We start from the raw sequence: 14,328 nt of genomic DNA, 5'->3' as shown, positions 1-14,328 counted from the left end.
GTCAGCCCTTCGCCGGGTCCTTGAGACCGATGATCCCGTAGTCGAGGTCGCCGCTGGGCGCGACCGCGCCGGCCACGTTGGTGCCCGGCAGGTAGATGCGGTTGTCGACGTTCAGCGGGACGATGGGGGCCAGGGTCATGATCGTCTTGTCGAGTTCGCCCCAGGCCGCGTTGGCCTCGGTCAGGTCGGTCATCGCGCCGATCCGGTCGATCTCGGCGTTGACGGCGTCGTCGTCGAGCTGGGCGAGGTTCTGGTTGCCCTTGTCGGTGATGTCCCGGCCGTCGAACAGGGGCGGCAGGAAGGTGGAGGCGCTGGACGCCCAGTCCGGGCACCAGCCGGTGATCGCCGCGTCGTGCTGCTGCGAGGGGGTGCCGATCGTCTCGTAGTAGGTCGCGGCGTCGATCACGTTCAGCTCGACCGTGATGCCGGCCCGCCCGAGCGCCTGCTGGATGGCCTCGCCCTTGCGCTGCTCGACGTCGCGCGCGCGGACGTCCACGGTCATCGTGAATCCGTCGGGGAGACCCGCTTCGGCGAGCAGCCGCTTGGCCTCGGCGACGTCACCGGCGTCGTCCTCGCTGGGGTAGGGGTTGTAGTCGGTGTGTCCGGAGACGGTGTGCGGCAGGATGCTGTGCGAGATCGTCGTGAACTGGCTGCCGCCGGTGGCGTTGAGCACCGAGCCCTTGTCCACCGCGTAGTTGACGGCCTGGCGCACCCGGACGTCGTCCAGCGGAGCCTTCGTCGTGTTGAGCCCCATGTAGGTGAGGCAGGTCGAGGGCGCCTTGAGGATCCGCTCCCGGAGCTGCGGTGTCTGCAGGCGGGCGATGGTGGCCGGCTGCACGCTGCCGGCGATCGCGTTGATGTCGGTGCCCTGGCCGGCGATGAGCCGTTCGTCGATGGTGGCGCCCTCGACGCCGATGGTGAAGCGCCACGCGTCGGGGTAGGCCTTGCGGACCGGGTCGGTCCCCGCGTCCCAGTGCGGGTTGCGGGTGAGCTGGATGAGGCTGCCCGGGGTGAACTCCGCCAGGTCGTAGGGGCCGGAGGAGACGACGTCGTTGATGAACTCGTCGCCCGCGCCGGTGCCGACCGGGAAGGGGGTGCCGCTCGGCTGGGAGAGCGCGGCGTCGAACTCGGGGAAGGGGGCCTTGAGATGGAAGACGATGGTGCGGTCGTCCGGAGTCTCGATGGTCGGCAGGTCGCCCGACCGGTAGGGCCCCTCGTAGTCGTCCGGGGCGTCGATGAGCTGCTTCATGTACGGCGAGCCGATGCCTATCTCCGGGTCCCAGCTGCGGCTGATGCCGAACTTGACGTCTTGGGCGGTGATCGGGGCGCCGGTGTCGAACGTGATGCCGTCCTTGAGCCGGTAGGTCCAGGTGAGGCCGTCGTCGGAGACCTCGCCGAGGCTCTCGGCGAGGTCGGGGACCATGGCGTTGGGGTCCTCGGCGTCGTTGGGGGCCTTGGTGACCAGCTGGCGGTACAGCAGGCGGTACAGCGCGTTGACGCCGCCGTCCCAGCCGCGGGCGGGGTCGAGATAGGAGAAGTCGGTCGACTGCAGGACCTGGACGGTCCCGCCCCTGACCGCGTTCCCGTCGCCGGTGCCGGAGCCGGAGCCGGTGGGCGAGGTGCCGCCCCCTGAACAGGCCGTGAGGGTGAGTACGCCGGCCACCAGCCCAGCGAGTGCCGCTGAAGACGGGGTTCTCTTCATGGGGTCCTACCTTCCGGTCGGGTGCGGGCAGCCGCGCCGTCCGGGAAGGGGACGGGGAACGGGCCGGCGGGCCAGCGACGATGAGGCGAAGCGGGGAGCAGATGCACTGCGGGTCCGGTGGGCCGGCGGGCGGAGCGGCCACAACCGGGACCACGGAGCGGTCACGATCGCTGCGATCCCGACCACGAGAGGGACAGTAGTATGTGACACCTCTCTGGAGAAGAGTTCGCGCGAGAATTTACCGCGCCGACATTCCGGCCCGGAGCAGCACGAAGCCCGCCCGGCTGAGCCGGGCGGGCTCCTTCACAGCAGTGGCTCAGTCCTCCGAGCGGCCGTTCCACCACCCGAGCACGTGACCGATGTGAGCGGTGAGCAGCGTTTCCGCGCCCCGCCCGTCACGCGCCTCCAACAGGTCGACCAGGCTGTGGTGTTCGGCGGCCGAACGGGCCAGCTCGGCGGTACCGATCATGTCGGCCAGGCCCACCATGCGCGTCTGCTGCCGCAGATCCTTCACCATCGCGACCAGCCGGTGGTTGCCGTGCAGTTCGAGGAGCCGCAGGTGGAAGGCCATGTCGGCGGCGAGGTAGGCCGGCAGATCGGCCGCCGCCGCCGCGTCGACGATGGTCTGGGCCCTGTCCCGCAGGTCGGCGACGGCCTCCGGTTGCAGCACCCGCGCGATCTCGCGCATCGGCGGCGCCTCCAGCATCTGGCGCAGCCGCACGATCTCCCACAGGTCCTGCTCGCTGACCTCGGTGACCCGGAAGCCCTTGTTGCGCACCACGTCGACGAAGCCGCGCTCCTGCAAATTGAGCAGGGCCTCGCGGACCGGTGTGGCGGAGATGCCGAACCGGGTGGCCAGCGTCGGCGCGGTGACCAGGGTCCCCGGGGGGAGTTCGCCCGAGACGATGGCCGCGGCCACCGCGTCCTCCACCGTGCCGCGCAGGCTGGCCCCCACCGACACCGGGCCGATGATGAATGAACTCATCCTGCGCCGCCCTCCCACGACTGGAATGTCACACCCCACCGGTCCTCGTCGGCCGATGCGGTGCTGAAGTATCGCATTCGACGGTCGTCGCGCGTGCGGGGGACATCGACAGTGGTGTCCACTGCGGTGTCACCGGCTGCTGGAGGCACGCGTGGCGGTGCGTGGCGGTGCCGATCGGAACGACCTGCGCCCAGCGTAACCCGGCGGCCGAGAGCCGCGCGACGTTCGTCATCGCTCTCAGAACTCGAAACCGGCCGGGTAGGGATCGGTCGGATCCAGCATGTACTGGCCGATCCCGGTCACCCAGGCCCGGCCGGTGATGGTCGGCAGCACCGCGGGCCGGCCGGCCACCGTGGTCTCCCCCACCAGACGGCCGGTGAACCGGCTGCCGATGAACGACTCGTTGACGAAATCCTGGTGCAGCCCCAACTCGCCCCGGGCGTGCAGTTCGGCCATCCGGGCGGATGTGCCGGTGCCGCACGGCGACCGGTCGAACCACCCGGGGTGGATGGCCATGGCGTGCCGTGAGTGCGCGGCGTCCGAACCGGGCGCGATGAACTCCACGTGGTGGCAGTGCCCGACACCCTCGATCTGCGGGTGTTCGGGCGGCGCCGACGCGTTGATCGCCCGCATGATGGCCAGTCCGGCGCTCAGGATCTCGTCCTTGCGCGCCCGGTCGAACGGCAGCCGCACCGCGTCGAGATCCACCATCGCGTAGAAGTTCCCGCCGAACGCCAGGCTGTACCCGATCTCGCCGAGGCCGGGCACCTCGACGGTCGCGTCGAGCCGCTCGCAGTAGGCGGGCACGTTCTCCAGCGTGACGCTCTCGGCGTGCCCGTCCCTGACCGCCACCCGGGCCACCACAAGACCGGCCGGGGTGTCCAGCCGGATCGTGGTCACCGGCTCGAGGACCTCCACCATCCCGGTCTCCACCAGCACCGTGGCCACCCCGATGGTGCCGTGCCCGCACATCGGCAGGCATCCGGAGACCTCGATGTACAGCACACCGAAGTCCGCGTCGGGGCGGGTCGGCGGCTGCAGGATCGCGCCGCTCATCGCGGAGTGGCCGCGCGGCTCGTTCACCAGCAGCCTGCGGACGTGGTCCAGGTGCTCGACGAAGTACAGCCGCCGCTCGTTCATGGTGGCGCCGGGGATCACCCCGATGCCGCCGGTCACCACCCGCGTCGGCATGCCCTCGGTGTGCGAGTCGACGGCGGAGAACAACCGTGACGTGCGCATCTCAGGCCGCCACCGCGCGGCGCGCCTCCAGGGCGGAGATGGCCCGCCGCATGTCGGCGCGCACCTGGGCGTCGTGCTCGGCGGACAGCGGACCGCGCGGGGGGCGGCACGGGCCGCCGTACCGGCCGACCATGTCCATGCCGAGCTTGATGGCCTGCACGAATTCGGTGCGCGAGTCCCAGCGGAACACCGCGACGAGCTGCTTGTACAGCTCGCGGGCCTCCTCGAAGCGGCCGGCCACCATGTGGTCGTAGATCTCCACCGACTCGGCGGGGAAGGTGTTGGGGAAGCCGGCGAACCAGCCGACCGCCCCGTCGGCCATCAGCTCGAAGAGCACATCGTCGGCCCCGGCCACCACGTCGATGTCGCACCGCTCGGTGATCTCGAACAGCCGCCGCACGTCCCCGCTGAACTCCTTGATCGCGCTCACGTGGGGCAGCCGGGCGATCTCGGCCACCAGATCGGGGACGAGATCGACCTTGGTGTCGATCGGGTTGTTGTAGATCATGATGGGCAGACCCACCTCGTCGATCTTCGTGAAGTGCTCGACGACCTGTGCGCGGTTGGCCCGGTACATCGTGGGCGGCAGCGCCAGCACGGCGTCCGCGCCGTCCTCGGCGGCCAGTTCGGCCCAGTGCCTGGCCTGGTGCCACCCGGGCCCGTGCACCCCTGCCACTACGACGCCGCGCCCGCCGACCGTCTCGACGGCCACCTGGACGACCTTGCGGCGCTCCTCGTCGGTCAGCGCGGAGTACTCGCCGAGCGAACCATTGGGGCCCACACCGCGGCAGCCCGACGCGATGAGCCAGTCGCAGTGCTCCGCGTACCGGTCGTAGTCGACCTGGAGGCCGGCCGGGGCCGAGGGGTTCTCCTTGAAGGGCAGCGCGGTGGCGACGATCACGCCGCGCAGATCGGTCGGTGCGGTACTCATGGGAGGTCCTCTCGGTTGCGGGTCCTGGTCGAATCGGAGAGTTCACCCAGGCGTACGGGGATGGCGATCGGCCGGTGGGCGGTGCGGCCCGGGTCGAGCAGCCCCACCCCGTCCGCGCCGGTGAGCAGGTCCTCGACCGTGCGGCCACAGGTACGGCCCTGGCACAGGCCCAGGCCGGCCCGGGTGGTCAGTTTGAGCGAGCGCAGCCCGCGGGATCCGGTCAGCTCGGCGGTCCGGCGCAGCGCCCCGGCGGTGACGTCCTCGCAGCGGCACACCACGGTCCCGTCGTCCAGCCAGGCCTGCCAGCCGGGGCGGATGCCGTGCGCGGCGGCGAGCCGTGCGGCGAACCTCCGGAAGACCGCCCGCTCGCGGACCGCGCCCGGTGCGGGCGTGCCGCCGGCGGCGACGCTTCCGGCGATCTCGCCCTCGGCCAGAGCCAGGTCGACCCCGCCGATGCCGGTCAGCTCACCGGCCGTCAGGACCCCGGGCACGGAGGTCAGCTGCCGCGCGTCGACGGTGACGGCGCCGTCCGCGCCCACCGCGCAGCCGGCCGCGGTGGCCAGCTCGGTGCGCGGGAGGAAACCGTGGCTCACGCAGACGGCGTCGACCTCGATCCGCCGTTCGGTGCCGGGGACCGGCGCCCACTGGCGGGTCAGGCGTGCCACGGTCACCGCCTCCACCCGATCGGTGCCGTGCGCCGCGACGACGGCCGCCCCCGTCCGGTAGGGAATCCGGCGGGCGGCCAACTCGCGTGCGTAGCCGGCCAGCTCACCGGCCTTGCGCCGGGCGGCGAGCAACTCCCAGGGCCGGGTCGCCCAGCCCGCGGCGAGCTGCGCGGGGCGGGCCGCCTCGACCACCTCCGCGACCTCGGTGCCGATGCGCAGCAGACCGGAGACGACGGGCAGCAGGAACGGTCCGGCGCCGGCCACCAGGACCCGGCGGCCCACGGCCACCCGCTCGCCCTTGGCCAGCGCCTGCGCCGCCCCGGCGGTGAAGACGCCCGGCAGGTCCCAGCCGGGGAACGGCAGGGTGCGCTCGTACGCCCCGGTCGCCAGCACCAGGGCCGCCGGGTCGTAGGTACGCGGCTCGCGCCCCTGCCCGTCCGGCTCACCGACGACCACGTGCACCAGCGGCGGGGCGCCGTCGCGCCGGTCGACCGACCAGACGTGCGCCCCGGTGACGATCTCGCAGTCCGCGTCGTCCCGCAGCGCCGCGCGCAGGGCGAGGAAGCGGTCCCAGCCGTGGTGCCAGTGCCGCTCGCCGGGGTCGGCACGCCCGTGCGGCAGATGCCGCCAGTACTGGCCGCCGACGTCGTCGCCCGCTTCGAGGAGGACGACGCGGGCGCCGTGCCGGCGGGCGGCCAGCGTCGCGGCCATCCCGGCGGGCCCGCCGCCCACCACGAGTACCTCAGTCACGATCGTCCTCCTGCAGGTCGACCTTGTCGCCGTCCGCGGCGCGCCGCTGACAGGCCCGCACATCGCGCAGCCCATTGACCGTCACCAGGCAGTCGAAGCAGGCGCCGATCCCGCAGAAGACCCCGCGGGGGCGGCCGGTGCGGGTACGCCGCCAGGCCGCCCGCCCGTCCGCGAGCAGTACCGCGGCGATGGTCTGCCCGGCCAGGCCGGGGACCTGGTCGCCGTCGACCTCGATCCGTATCCGCGTCATGGGGTGCTCCCTTCGAGGTGCGGCAGCAGGGTGGGGCGGTCCGGGCGGAACTCGGCGGCCAGCGGGTCCAGGTCACCGCCCGCGGTGCCGAGCAGCTGGTCGCGCAGCAGGTCGGCGGTGGCCAGGCTCAGTCCGATCCCGGCCCCCTCGTGCCCGGTCGCGTGCCACAGCCCCGGCAGCCTCGGGTCGGCGCCGATCACCGGCAGATGGTCGGGGACGAACGGGCGGAACCCCCCGTACGCCCGCATCGCCTGCACGTCGGCCAGGAAGGGGAACAGCAGCAGCGCCTTGGCGGCCAGGGCGGCGAGCACCCGGGCCTCGATCCGCTCGTCGAAGCCGCGGCGCTCGCGGGAGGAGCCGATCAGCACGGTCCCGGCGGCGGTGGACTCGACCACGCTGGAGACCTGGAGGTCGGCGGAGCCGGAGCCGACCGCGCCCACGTAGTCCGCGTCGTACACCTTGTGCCGGATGCGCGCCGGCATCCGCGAGGTGACCAGCACCGTGCCGCGCCGGGGGCGCACCGGGAGAACGACGCCGAGCCGCTCGGCGACCAGGCCGGACCAGGGCCCCGCGGCCAGGACGACGGCGTCGGCGGGCAGGGTGGTGGAGCCGGCCCGTACGCCCGCCAGCCGGCCCGAGGACAGCACAGGGCCGGTGACCTCGACGCCCTGCCGCACGCGTGCCCCGTGCCGGCGGGCCGCCGCCAGCAGCGCCTCGGTCGCGGCCACCGGCTGCACCTGGAGGTCTTCCGGGTAGTACACGGCAGTGGTGTGATGGGGCGTCAGGTCGGGTTCGAGTTCCTGGGCGCGGCCGCCGTCCACGGTCTCGGCCCGCACTCCGGCGGCCCGCTGGGTGTCGGCGAAGGCCAGCAGGTTCCGCGCGCCCGCCCCGGTCGTGGCGACCACCAGGCCGCCCTTGCGCTCCAGTTCGAGGCCGGGGAACCCGGCGGGGAGCTCGTCGCGCAGTTCGTCCCCGATGCGCGCCCAGGCGGCGAGCGAACGCTGCGCCAGCCGCAGTTCGGGGCCCGGCTCCTTGTCGGAGACGAGCAGATTGCCCTCACCTCCGGCGGACGTGCCCCCGGCCGTGGCGCCGCGGTCGACGACGGTCACCTCGCAGCCGGCCCGGGCGAGGACGCGGGCGACCGCCGCGCCGACGATGCCGGCGCCCACGACGACGACTCTCAGAGCGGTGGACACGCGCAGTACTATGTCACATGTTTCTCGTGAGCGGGAGACCCCTGATGCACGGATCCCCGCCGGTTGTCCCCGGGGACGAGAGGGGTTCGGCACCGGTCACCACGGTCGGAAGCGGACCACGTCCGAACCGCCCCGCACGGCTGTCCCGCACGCCGCCCCCGTCGCAGCGACCCGGACACAAGTTCCCGGCACCTCATCGGAACTTCGCCGCCGGTGCTCCCGACGATTCCCCCATGAGCTTCCGCACGATCCCGTCGACCGCTGCCCTGTGCCTGCTGGGGCTGACCGCAGCGTGCTCGAACGGCACCACCGATCCGGACACCACCGCGACGCCCACGGCCCAGGGCCCCGCGTCCCGCACGACCTACCCCCTGACGATCGACAACTGCGGCCACCGGATCACCTTCGAGGAACCGCCGAGCCGCGTGCTGCTGCTCAACGGCACTTCCGTCGCAGAGGTCGAGTCCTTCATCGCTCTCGGTCTTGAGGACCGGATTCTCGCCAACAGCCAGTCGTACGGGGTCTCCGACGACCCCGAGATGGTGGAGAAGGTCGCGGCCCTGCCCACCGGCGGTCTGAGCCTGAACGAGAACGCCGAGGTGCCCCGCGAGCAGGTACTGGACCTGGCGCCCGATCTCGTCATCTCCACCTGGGCCGGCGGCTTCGACGCCGCGACGGGATCGGCCACCCGCGACCAGCTCGACGCGGCCGGCATCAACAGCTTCGTCACCCCGGTCAACTGCGCCTACGGGGACCCCGCGGCGCGGCCCGAGGACCAGCAGCGCTACGACGCGCAGTCGGTGGAGTCCTCCTTCGAGCTGTTGTACGCCCTCGCGGAGATCTTCGACGTGCCCGACCGCGCGGCGGCCCATGTGGAGCGGGTCCGTGCCGAACTGGCGGACATCGCCGAGGCAGTGGAGGAGGTGGAGCCCGTCAGCGTCCTGGTCGTCTATCCGGGCATGGCGATGATGAACAACAACGGGCTGCCGGCCGTCTTCGCCGGCGGCCTCTTCGACGACATCGTCGAACGCGCCGGAGGCGTCAACGTCTTCGCGGGCCGCACCGGCCCGGAGCTGGCCGACATCAACGTCGAGGCGCTGGCCACCGCCGATGTCGATGTCCTGGTCATCGGCCTCTTCGAGGAGGACGAGGACGGAGACGCGTACGCCCAGGACCTCTTCGAGCGGTTCCCCGCGTGGGACGCCTCCCGGACCGGGACGTACACGACCGTCTCCGACAGCTTCTACCTCGGCCCGCTGAACGCCCTCGCCGTCGCCAGGATCGCCGATGCCGCGCACGACCTCCCGTAGCCCCCACCTGATCCGGGGCCGCCGCTATCCGCCGGCCCTCGCCGTACTGTCGGGTGCGCTGCTGCTCTGCGTCGCGGTGGCGATCTCGGTGGGCACCGTGCACGTCCCTCTCCCTCATGTCCTCGACGTCCTGGTCGCCAACCTGACCGGCGGCGGCCGGGAGCAGGATCCGCTCACCCAGCAGATCGTCTGGGACTTCCGTACGCCGCGCGTGCTGCTGGCGGCCCTTGCCGGGGCCGGACTCAGCCTGGCCGGGGTGTGCCTGCAAGCACTGGTGCGCAACCCGCTCGCCGATCCGTACGTTTTCGGGGTCTCCGCCGGTGCCTCGCTCGGCGCGGTCCTCGCCATGACCACAGGGGTTACCGCCGTGGCCGGGCTCGGCGTGAGCGGCGCCGCCTTCGCGGGTTCGCTGCTGAGCCTGCTCGTGGTGTTCGCGCTGGCCCAGCACAGCGGGCGGCTGCTGGGCTCCAGCCTGATCCTGGCCGGCGTGGCCATCGCCTACCTCGGCAACGCCGTCACCGGCTACCTCCAACTCCAGGCCAACCCATCGGAGCTGCGCGCCGTGATGTTCTGGCTGCTGGGGTCCGTGGCGGGCGCCTCCTGGCCGGACCTGACCCTTCCGGCGGTGGCCGTCGCCGTGTGCACCGTGGTGCTGCTGACCCAGGCGCGCCCCATGAACGCCCTGGCCACCGGGGACGACACCGCCGCCGGGCTCGGCGTCGGCGTACACCGGTTGCGCTTCGGGCTGCTGATCGTCTCCTCGCTGCTGACCGCCGTCATCGTCAGCGTCGCCGGCGGCATCGGCTTCGTCGGCCTGATCGTCCCGCACGCCGTGCGGCTCCTCGTCGGCCCCGACCACCGCAAGGTCATCCCCGTCTCGCTGCTGCTGGGAGCCGTCTTCCTCGTCCTCGTGGATCTGCTCACCCGCACCCTGGACCGGCCGAACGAGATCCCCATCGGCATCGTGACCGCCCTCCTCGGGGCGCCCTTTTTCCTTGCCCTGCTCCGCGGTCGAAAGCGGGTACTGCGATGAGAGTCGACATCCACGGTCTGACCGTGCGGATCGAGGACCGCGCCCTCCTCGGCGACGTGTCCCTGGCCGCCGAACCCGGCACCGTGACCGGCCTGGTCGGGCCCAACGGCTCCGGCAAGAGCACGCTGCTGCGCTGCGTCTACCGCGCGCTGCGTCCCACCGGCGGGCGGGTCCTGATCGATGACGACGAGGTGTGGAAGCTGTCCTCCCGGGCCGCGGGGCAGCGGACGGCGGTGGTCACCCAGGACCACGACCTGGACAACAGCTTCTCGGTGGAGGAGATCGTCGCCATGGGGCGCCTGCCCCACAAGCGGTTCCTGGAGCGCGACAGCGTCGCGGACCACGACACCGTCCGCGCCGCACTGGCCAGGGTCGGGATGGAGTGGGCCGCCGGCCGGGTGTTCGCCGGGCTGTCCGGCGGCGAGCGGCAACGCGTCCTGCTCGCCCGTGCGCTGACGCAGCGGACACCGGTGCTGCTGCTGGACGAGCCGACCAACCATCTGGACATCGGTTCCCAACTGGAACTGCTGGAGCTGGTCCGCGCGCTGGACCTCACGGTCGTCCTGGCCATCCACGACCTGGGGCACGCGGTGGCGTACTGCGACCAGTTGGTGCTGCTGCACGAGGGTCGGCTGCGCGGCGCGGGCCCGCCGCGCGAGGTGCTGGATCCCGCCACGGTGGCCGAGGTGTTCGGCGTGCGCAGCGCCATCGTCCCGCACCCGCTGACCGGCCGGCCGCACCTGGTGACCACGCCTTTGGCCCCCTGAGGACGGCGGCGGGCCAACGCCCGCCGCCGTCCCGCTCCTCGCCCAGCGGTCAGCGGTCGGCGGTCAGCGGCCTCGCCCCGGCCAGTACCAGGAGCGCAAGCGAACCGGGACGCCTTCCCCTGGCTCCGCATGTCACAGAGGATGGCGCGATGCAGCATGGTGACTACTCGCCGGAGGGCCACGCCGCCCTCGCTGCCCTCGAACGCGCCGCCCTGGCCCGGCTGGACGCGGTGGGCGACCCCGGCGACGTGGACGAGCGGCGCGCGGCCCGGCTGCTGCGGGAACGGCTGGGCGCCTCGCTCGCCCTGGAGGAGGCGGGCGAGAACCTGCGGCAGGTCAGCAACCTGTTCTCCCCGCTGCAACAGCAGCGCTCCGTCTTCCTGATGATGCCCACCACGACCGACGACGACTGGGCCGTCATCGGCCGCCGCCTGCACAACGTACCGGCGGCGCTGCGCGATTACGCCGAATCGCTGCGCGCGGGCACCGGACGTGGCCTGAACGCCGCGCCCCGCCAGGTCGAGACCGTCATCGAACAGCTAGACGCCTGGCTGGAGTCCGACTGGTACCGCACCTTCGCGGCGAGCGGCCCCGAGGCCCGGCGCGCCGAACTGGCGGCGGCGGCCGACGCCGCGACCGGCGGCCTGGCCGAACTGCGGGCCTACCTGCGCGACGACTACCTGCCCGCCGTGGCCGGCACGCCCGACGCGGTCGGCCGCGAACGCTATCTCCTCTCCGCCCGCCGCTGGACCGGCTCGGACCTGGACCTGGCGGACGCCTACGCCTACGGCTGGGAGGAGTTCCACCGCCTGGAGCGCGAGATGCGCGCGGTGGCCGCCGAGGTCCTGCCCGGGGAGTCGACCTTCGCCGCGATGCACCACCTGGAGAAGAAGGGCCAGGCGATCGACGGCCAGGAGGAGATGCGCCGGTGGCTCCAGGACCTGATGGAGCGCGCCATCGTCGATCTGGACGGTACGCACTTCGACCTCGCCGACCCGATCAAGCGCGTCGAGGCCCGCATCGCCCCGCCCGGCAGCGCCGCCGCCCCGTACTACACCCGGCCCTCCCTGGACTTCGCCCGCCCGGGCCAGACCTGGCTGCCGACGCTGGGCGCGACCCGCTTCCCGGTGTGGAACGTCGTCTCCACCTGGTACCACGAGGGCGTCCCCGGACACCACCTCCAGCTGGCGCAGTGGGTGCTGGTGCAGGAACGGCTCTCGCGCTACCAGGTGAGCGTCGGCTCGGTCAGCGCGGCCACCGAGGGCTGGGCGCTGTACGCGGAGCGGCTGATGGACGAACTCGGCTACCTCACCGACCCGGCGCACCGTCTTGGCTACCTCTCCGGCCAGATGCTGCGCGCGGTGCGGGTCATCATCGACATCGGCATGCACCTGGGGCTGAAGGTCCCGGCCGGTGAGAGCTACCACCCCGGCGAGGTGTGGACCCCACAGCTGGCCACCGAGTTCTTCATGACCCACACCGGCCAGGAGCCCGAGTACACGCGCTCGGAGCTGACCCGCTACCTGGGCATGCCGGGGCAGGCCATCAGCTACAAGCTGGGCGAGCGTGCCTGGCTGGCGGGCCGGGACGCGGCCCGCGCCGCGCGGGGCGAGGCGTTCGACCTGAAGGCGTGGCACATGGCGGCCCTGTCACTCGGCTCGCTCGGCCTGGACGATCTGACGGACGAGCTCGCCGCGCTGTGCCGGTGCCGGTGCCGGTGCCGGTGCCGGTGACCACGCTCTGACCCCTGCCCAAGGTGACCCGGTGCGGGTCCGCTTGGGCAGGGTGACCGGCTGGGTGAGCGGTGCCGGCGGACCGGGGTTGCTCTTCGTTACCCCCTGCGGATGTCCCTGTTCCCGTCGTGGGATTGCCCGGCCGGGTTCCCGGCCCGGGCCATGACACGGCTTACGTACGAAGCACGCCGTGGCCGGTGGGGCCGCCCGCCGGGGCCGGTGAGAGCATGAACGCACCATGCGATGGGACGGCGCGGTGCGCGGCATCAGGGCGGCGGTGTTCGCCGGTGTCTGTGTCGTGCTCGCTCTGGTCGGCCACGTCCAGGCGTCCGGCGCGCCGGTCCCGACGCTCGTCGCCCTGGCGGCCTTCGCGGCCGTCGCCGGCGCCGCCTGGTGCTGTGCCGGCACGGACCGCGGGCCGCTCACGGTCACCTTGGCGGCCCTCGGCGTCCAGAGCGGCCTCCACCTGGCCTTCTCCGCGGGCCAACAGGCCGCATCACCGATGACAGGATCGCCGGCCCCCTCCGCGGTTCAGGAGCTCGCGCGGACGCTGCTCTGCGGTGACGCCCTGTGGGCCCGGTTGTCGCACGACGAAGCCGCGGATGTGATCGCGGCCGCGGGCCTCACCGTGCCGGGGGCCGGTCACGGCGCCCTGGGCCACCACGCGGTCGAGGCGGGCGCGCATGTCGCGCACAGTGCTCAGAACCACCACTCCGGCTGGATGCTCCTGGCGCACCTGGCGGCGGCCCTGGTCTCGGGCCTGTGGCTGGCGTGGGGCGAGCGGGCGGCCTGCGCCGTGCTGGGCCTTCTCGGCCTGTGGCTGGTCGCGCCCCTGTGGCTCGCCCGGCTGTGGTCGGTGCCCGTCCCGCACCTTCCCGGGCCGGCCTGTGTGCCCTCGGTGGAGGTGCCGGTACTCCGGGCACGCCTGTTGCTGCACACCTTGATCTCACGGGGTCCACCTCGTCACGGGGCTGTCGTCTGACGACAGCGGGCATCCACGACGCCCCGACCGCGTCGTGAGGCCGGGCCGCACCACGGCCCGGCGGACACCCGACGAGCCGCACACCGGTTCGTCCTCCTCTTGCACGAGTGACGAGGTCATCCAATGCTCACCCCTGCCCTGACCGGAAAACCGTCAGGCCCTCCCCCATCGGTCGCCCCGTCGCCGGGTCACCGCACCACCGGGAACGGCGCCGCACCGGCCGCTGCTCCCGCTCCCGATGACGCCAGGACGCGCCTGGCGCTGGCGGCGGCCCGTTCGGGATCTCCCGAGGACACGGCCCGGTTCGTCGCCGCCTTCGAGTCCGATGTCACGCGCTACATCACGTTCCTGCGCCCCGACACCGACAGTGTGGAGGACCTGGTCCAGGAGACGATGCTGCGCGCGATCGTGGCGCTGCGGCGGTTCGAGGGGCGCTCATCGGCGCGCACCTGGCTGCTCTCCATCGCCCGCCGCACTGTGGTGGACAGCGTCCGCCGGGCCGCCGCCCGGCCCAGGACCACCGACGGTGAGGACTGGGAACGGGAAGCGGAACACCGTCAGACGCGTGACGTCCCGGGCCTCGACGAGGGCATAGCGCTACGGAATCTGCTCGGCGCGCTCGCCGAGGAACGGCGCGACGCCTTCATCGCGACGCAGTTGTGGGGTATGTCCTACGAGCACTGCGCTTCGCTCAGCGGCTGCGCGGTGGGAACCGTTCGTTCCCGGGTCTCCAGGGCCAGGGCCGATCTGGCGAAGATGCTGCGCGCCGCCGAGCGCGCCTGAAA

At 72.6% G+C, this 14,328-nt stretch carries 13 protein-coding genes; 6 read left to right on the top strand and 7 right to left on the bottom strand.

Features of this window, described 5'->3' with window-relative positions:
* Position 1 precedes the first annotated feature (1 nt).
* The 7 genes from SXIM_RS23565 to SXIM_RS23535 form a co-directional block, all read right to left on the bottom strand.
* Positions 2-1,663, bottom strand: a complete 1,662-nt coding sequence (locus SXIM_RS23565; protein WP_246156927.1) for an ABC transporter substrate-binding protein — start codon at positions 1,661-1,663, stop codon at positions 2-4.
* A 355-nt stretch (positions 1,664-2,018) separates the two neighbouring features.
* Complete coding sequence (locus tag SXIM_RS23560) at positions 2,019-2,687, bottom strand: GntR family transcriptional regulator (protein ID WP_030730774.1); 669 nt, start codon at positions 2,685-2,687, stop codon at positions 2,019-2,021.
* Positions 2,688-2,924: 237 nt separating this feature from the next.
* Positions 2,925-3,926 (bottom strand): proline racemase family protein, encoded by a 1,002-nt coding sequence (locus tag SXIM_RS23555; RefSeq protein ID WP_030730771.1) that lies wholly within the window; start codon positions 3,924-3,926, stop codon positions 2,925-2,927.
* A gap of 1 nt (position 3,927) precedes the next feature.
* Positions 3,928-4,857, bottom strand: coding sequence for a dihydrodipicolinate synthase family protein (locus tag SXIM_RS23550; protein WP_046725069.1), 930 nt, complete (start codon positions 4,855-4,857; stop codon positions 3,928-3,930).
* Positions 4,854-6,272 (bottom strand): FAD-dependent oxidoreductase, encoded by a 1,419-nt coding sequence (locus SXIM_RS23545; protein WP_046725068.1) that lies wholly within the window; start codon positions 6,270-6,272, stop codon positions 4,854-4,856. The genes SXIM_RS23550 and SXIM_RS23545 overlap by 4 nt, the downstream gene beginning before the upstream one ends.
* The gene (locus tag SXIM_RS23540; RefSeq protein ID WP_046725067.1) at positions 6,265-6,522 is read right to left on the bottom strand and encodes a (2Fe-2S)-binding protein; all 258 of its coding nucleotides are present in this window, start codon (positions 6,520-6,522) and stop codon (positions 6,265-6,267) included. The genes SXIM_RS23545 and SXIM_RS23540 overlap by 8 nt, the downstream gene beginning before the upstream one ends.
* Complete coding sequence (locus tag SXIM_RS23535) at positions 6,519-7,772, bottom strand: NAD(P)/FAD-dependent oxidoreductase (protein WP_425473490.1); 1,254 nt, start codon at positions 7,770-7,772, stop codon at positions 6,519-6,521. The genes SXIM_RS23540 and SXIM_RS23535 overlap by 4 nt, the downstream gene beginning before the upstream one ends.
* Positions 7,773-7,951: 179 nt before the next feature.
* Here SXIM_RS23535 and SXIM_RS23530 point away from each other — a divergent pair, with 179 nt between their 5' ends.
* From SXIM_RS23530 to SXIM_RS23505, 6 genes are all read left to right on the top strand, one after another.
* Complete coding sequence (locus SXIM_RS23530; RefSeq protein ID WP_046725066.1) at positions 7,952-9,028, top strand: ABC transporter substrate-binding protein; 1,077 nt, start codon at positions 7,952-7,954, stop codon at positions 9,026-9,028.
* The gene (locus SXIM_RS23525) at positions 9,006-10,061 is read left to right on the top strand and encodes a FecCD family ABC transporter permease (RefSeq protein ID WP_046725065.1); all 1,056 of its coding nucleotides are present in this window, start codon (positions 9,006-9,008) and stop codon (positions 10,059-10,061) included. The genes SXIM_RS23530 and SXIM_RS23525 overlap by 23 nt, the downstream gene beginning before the upstream one ends.
* The gene (locus tag SXIM_RS23520; RefSeq protein WP_046725064.1) at positions 10,058-10,828 is read left to right on the top strand and encodes an ABC transporter ATP-binding protein; all 771 of its coding nucleotides are present in this window, start codon (positions 10,058-10,060) and stop codon (positions 10,826-10,828) included. The genes SXIM_RS23525 and SXIM_RS23520 overlap by 4 nt, the downstream gene beginning before the upstream one ends.
* A 149-nt stretch (positions 10,829-10,977) precedes the next feature.
* Positions 10,978-12,561, top strand: coding sequence for a DUF885 domain-containing protein (locus SXIM_RS23515; protein ID WP_246156925.1), 1,584 nt, complete (start codon positions 10,978-10,980; stop codon positions 12,559-12,561).
* Between the two features lie 238 nt (positions 12,562-12,799).
* A complete protein-coding gene (locus SXIM_RS23510; RefSeq protein ID WP_046725063.1) occupies positions 12,800-13,543 on the top strand; it encodes a hypothetical protein in 744 nt (247 codons plus the stop codon).
* A gap of 123 nt (positions 13,544-13,666) precedes the next feature.
* Positions 13,667-14,326 carry a sigma-70 family RNA polymerase sigma factor gene (locus SXIM_RS23505; RefSeq protein WP_046725062.1) on the top strand — a complete coding sequence of 220 codons (660 nt, stop codon included), beginning with the start codon at positions 13,667-13,669 and terminating at the stop codon, positions 14,324-14,326.
* Positions 14,327-14,328 lie beyond the last annotated feature (2 nt).

The sequence above is a fragment of the Streptomyces xiamenensis genome, from assembly GCF_000993785.3.
In the GTDB taxonomy this organism is placed as follows: Bacteria; Actinomycetota; Actinomycetes; order Streptomycetales; family Streptomycetaceae; genus Streptomyces; species Streptomyces xiamenensis.
The sequence above is the reverse complement of the archived record's forward strand: the minus strand, read 5'-3'. Positions and strand labels throughout refer to the sequence as shown.

Bases quoted from the DNA above. Each gene is read 5' to 3' on its own strand.
- SXIM_RS23550 (WP_046725069.1), bottom strand. From the start codon at position 4,857: ATGAGTACCGCACCGACCGATCTGCGCGGCGTGATCGTCGCCACCGCG.
- SXIM_RS23530 (WP_046725066.1), top strand. From the start codon at position 7,952: ATGAGCTTCCGCACGATCCCGTCGACCGCTGCCCTGTGCCTGCTGGGG.
- SXIM_RS23505 (WP_046725062.1), top strand. From the start codon at position 13,667: ATGCTCACCCCTGCCCTGACCGGAAAACCGTCAGGCCCTCCCCCATCG.
- SXIM_RS23555 (WP_030730771.1), bottom strand. From the start codon at position 3,926: ATGCGCACGTCACGGTTGTTCTCCGCCGTCGACTCGCACACCGAGGGC.
- SXIM_RS23540 (WP_046725067.1), bottom strand. From the start codon at position 6,522: ATGACGCGGATACGGATCGAGGTCGACGGCGACCAGGTCCCCGGCCTG.
- SXIM_RS23515 (WP_246156925.1), top strand. From the start codon at position 10,978: ATGCAGCATGGTGACTACTCGCCGGAGGGCCACGCCGCCCTCGCTGCC.
- SXIM_RS23510 (WP_046725063.1), top strand. From the start codon at position 12,800: ATGCGATGGGACGGCGCGGTGCGCGGCATCAGGGCGGCGGTGTTCGCC.
- SXIM_RS23525 (WP_046725065.1), top strand. From the start codon at position 9,006: ATGCCGCGCACGACCTCCCGTAGCCCCCACCTGATCCGGGGCCGCCGC.
- SXIM_RS23520 (WP_046725064.1), top strand. From the start codon at position 10,058: ATGAGAGTCGACATCCACGGTCTGACCGTGCGGATCGAGGACCGCGCC.
- SXIM_RS23560 (WP_030730774.1), bottom strand. From the start codon at position 2,687: ATGAGTTCATTCATCATCGGCCCGGTGTCGGTGGGGGCCAGCCTGCGC.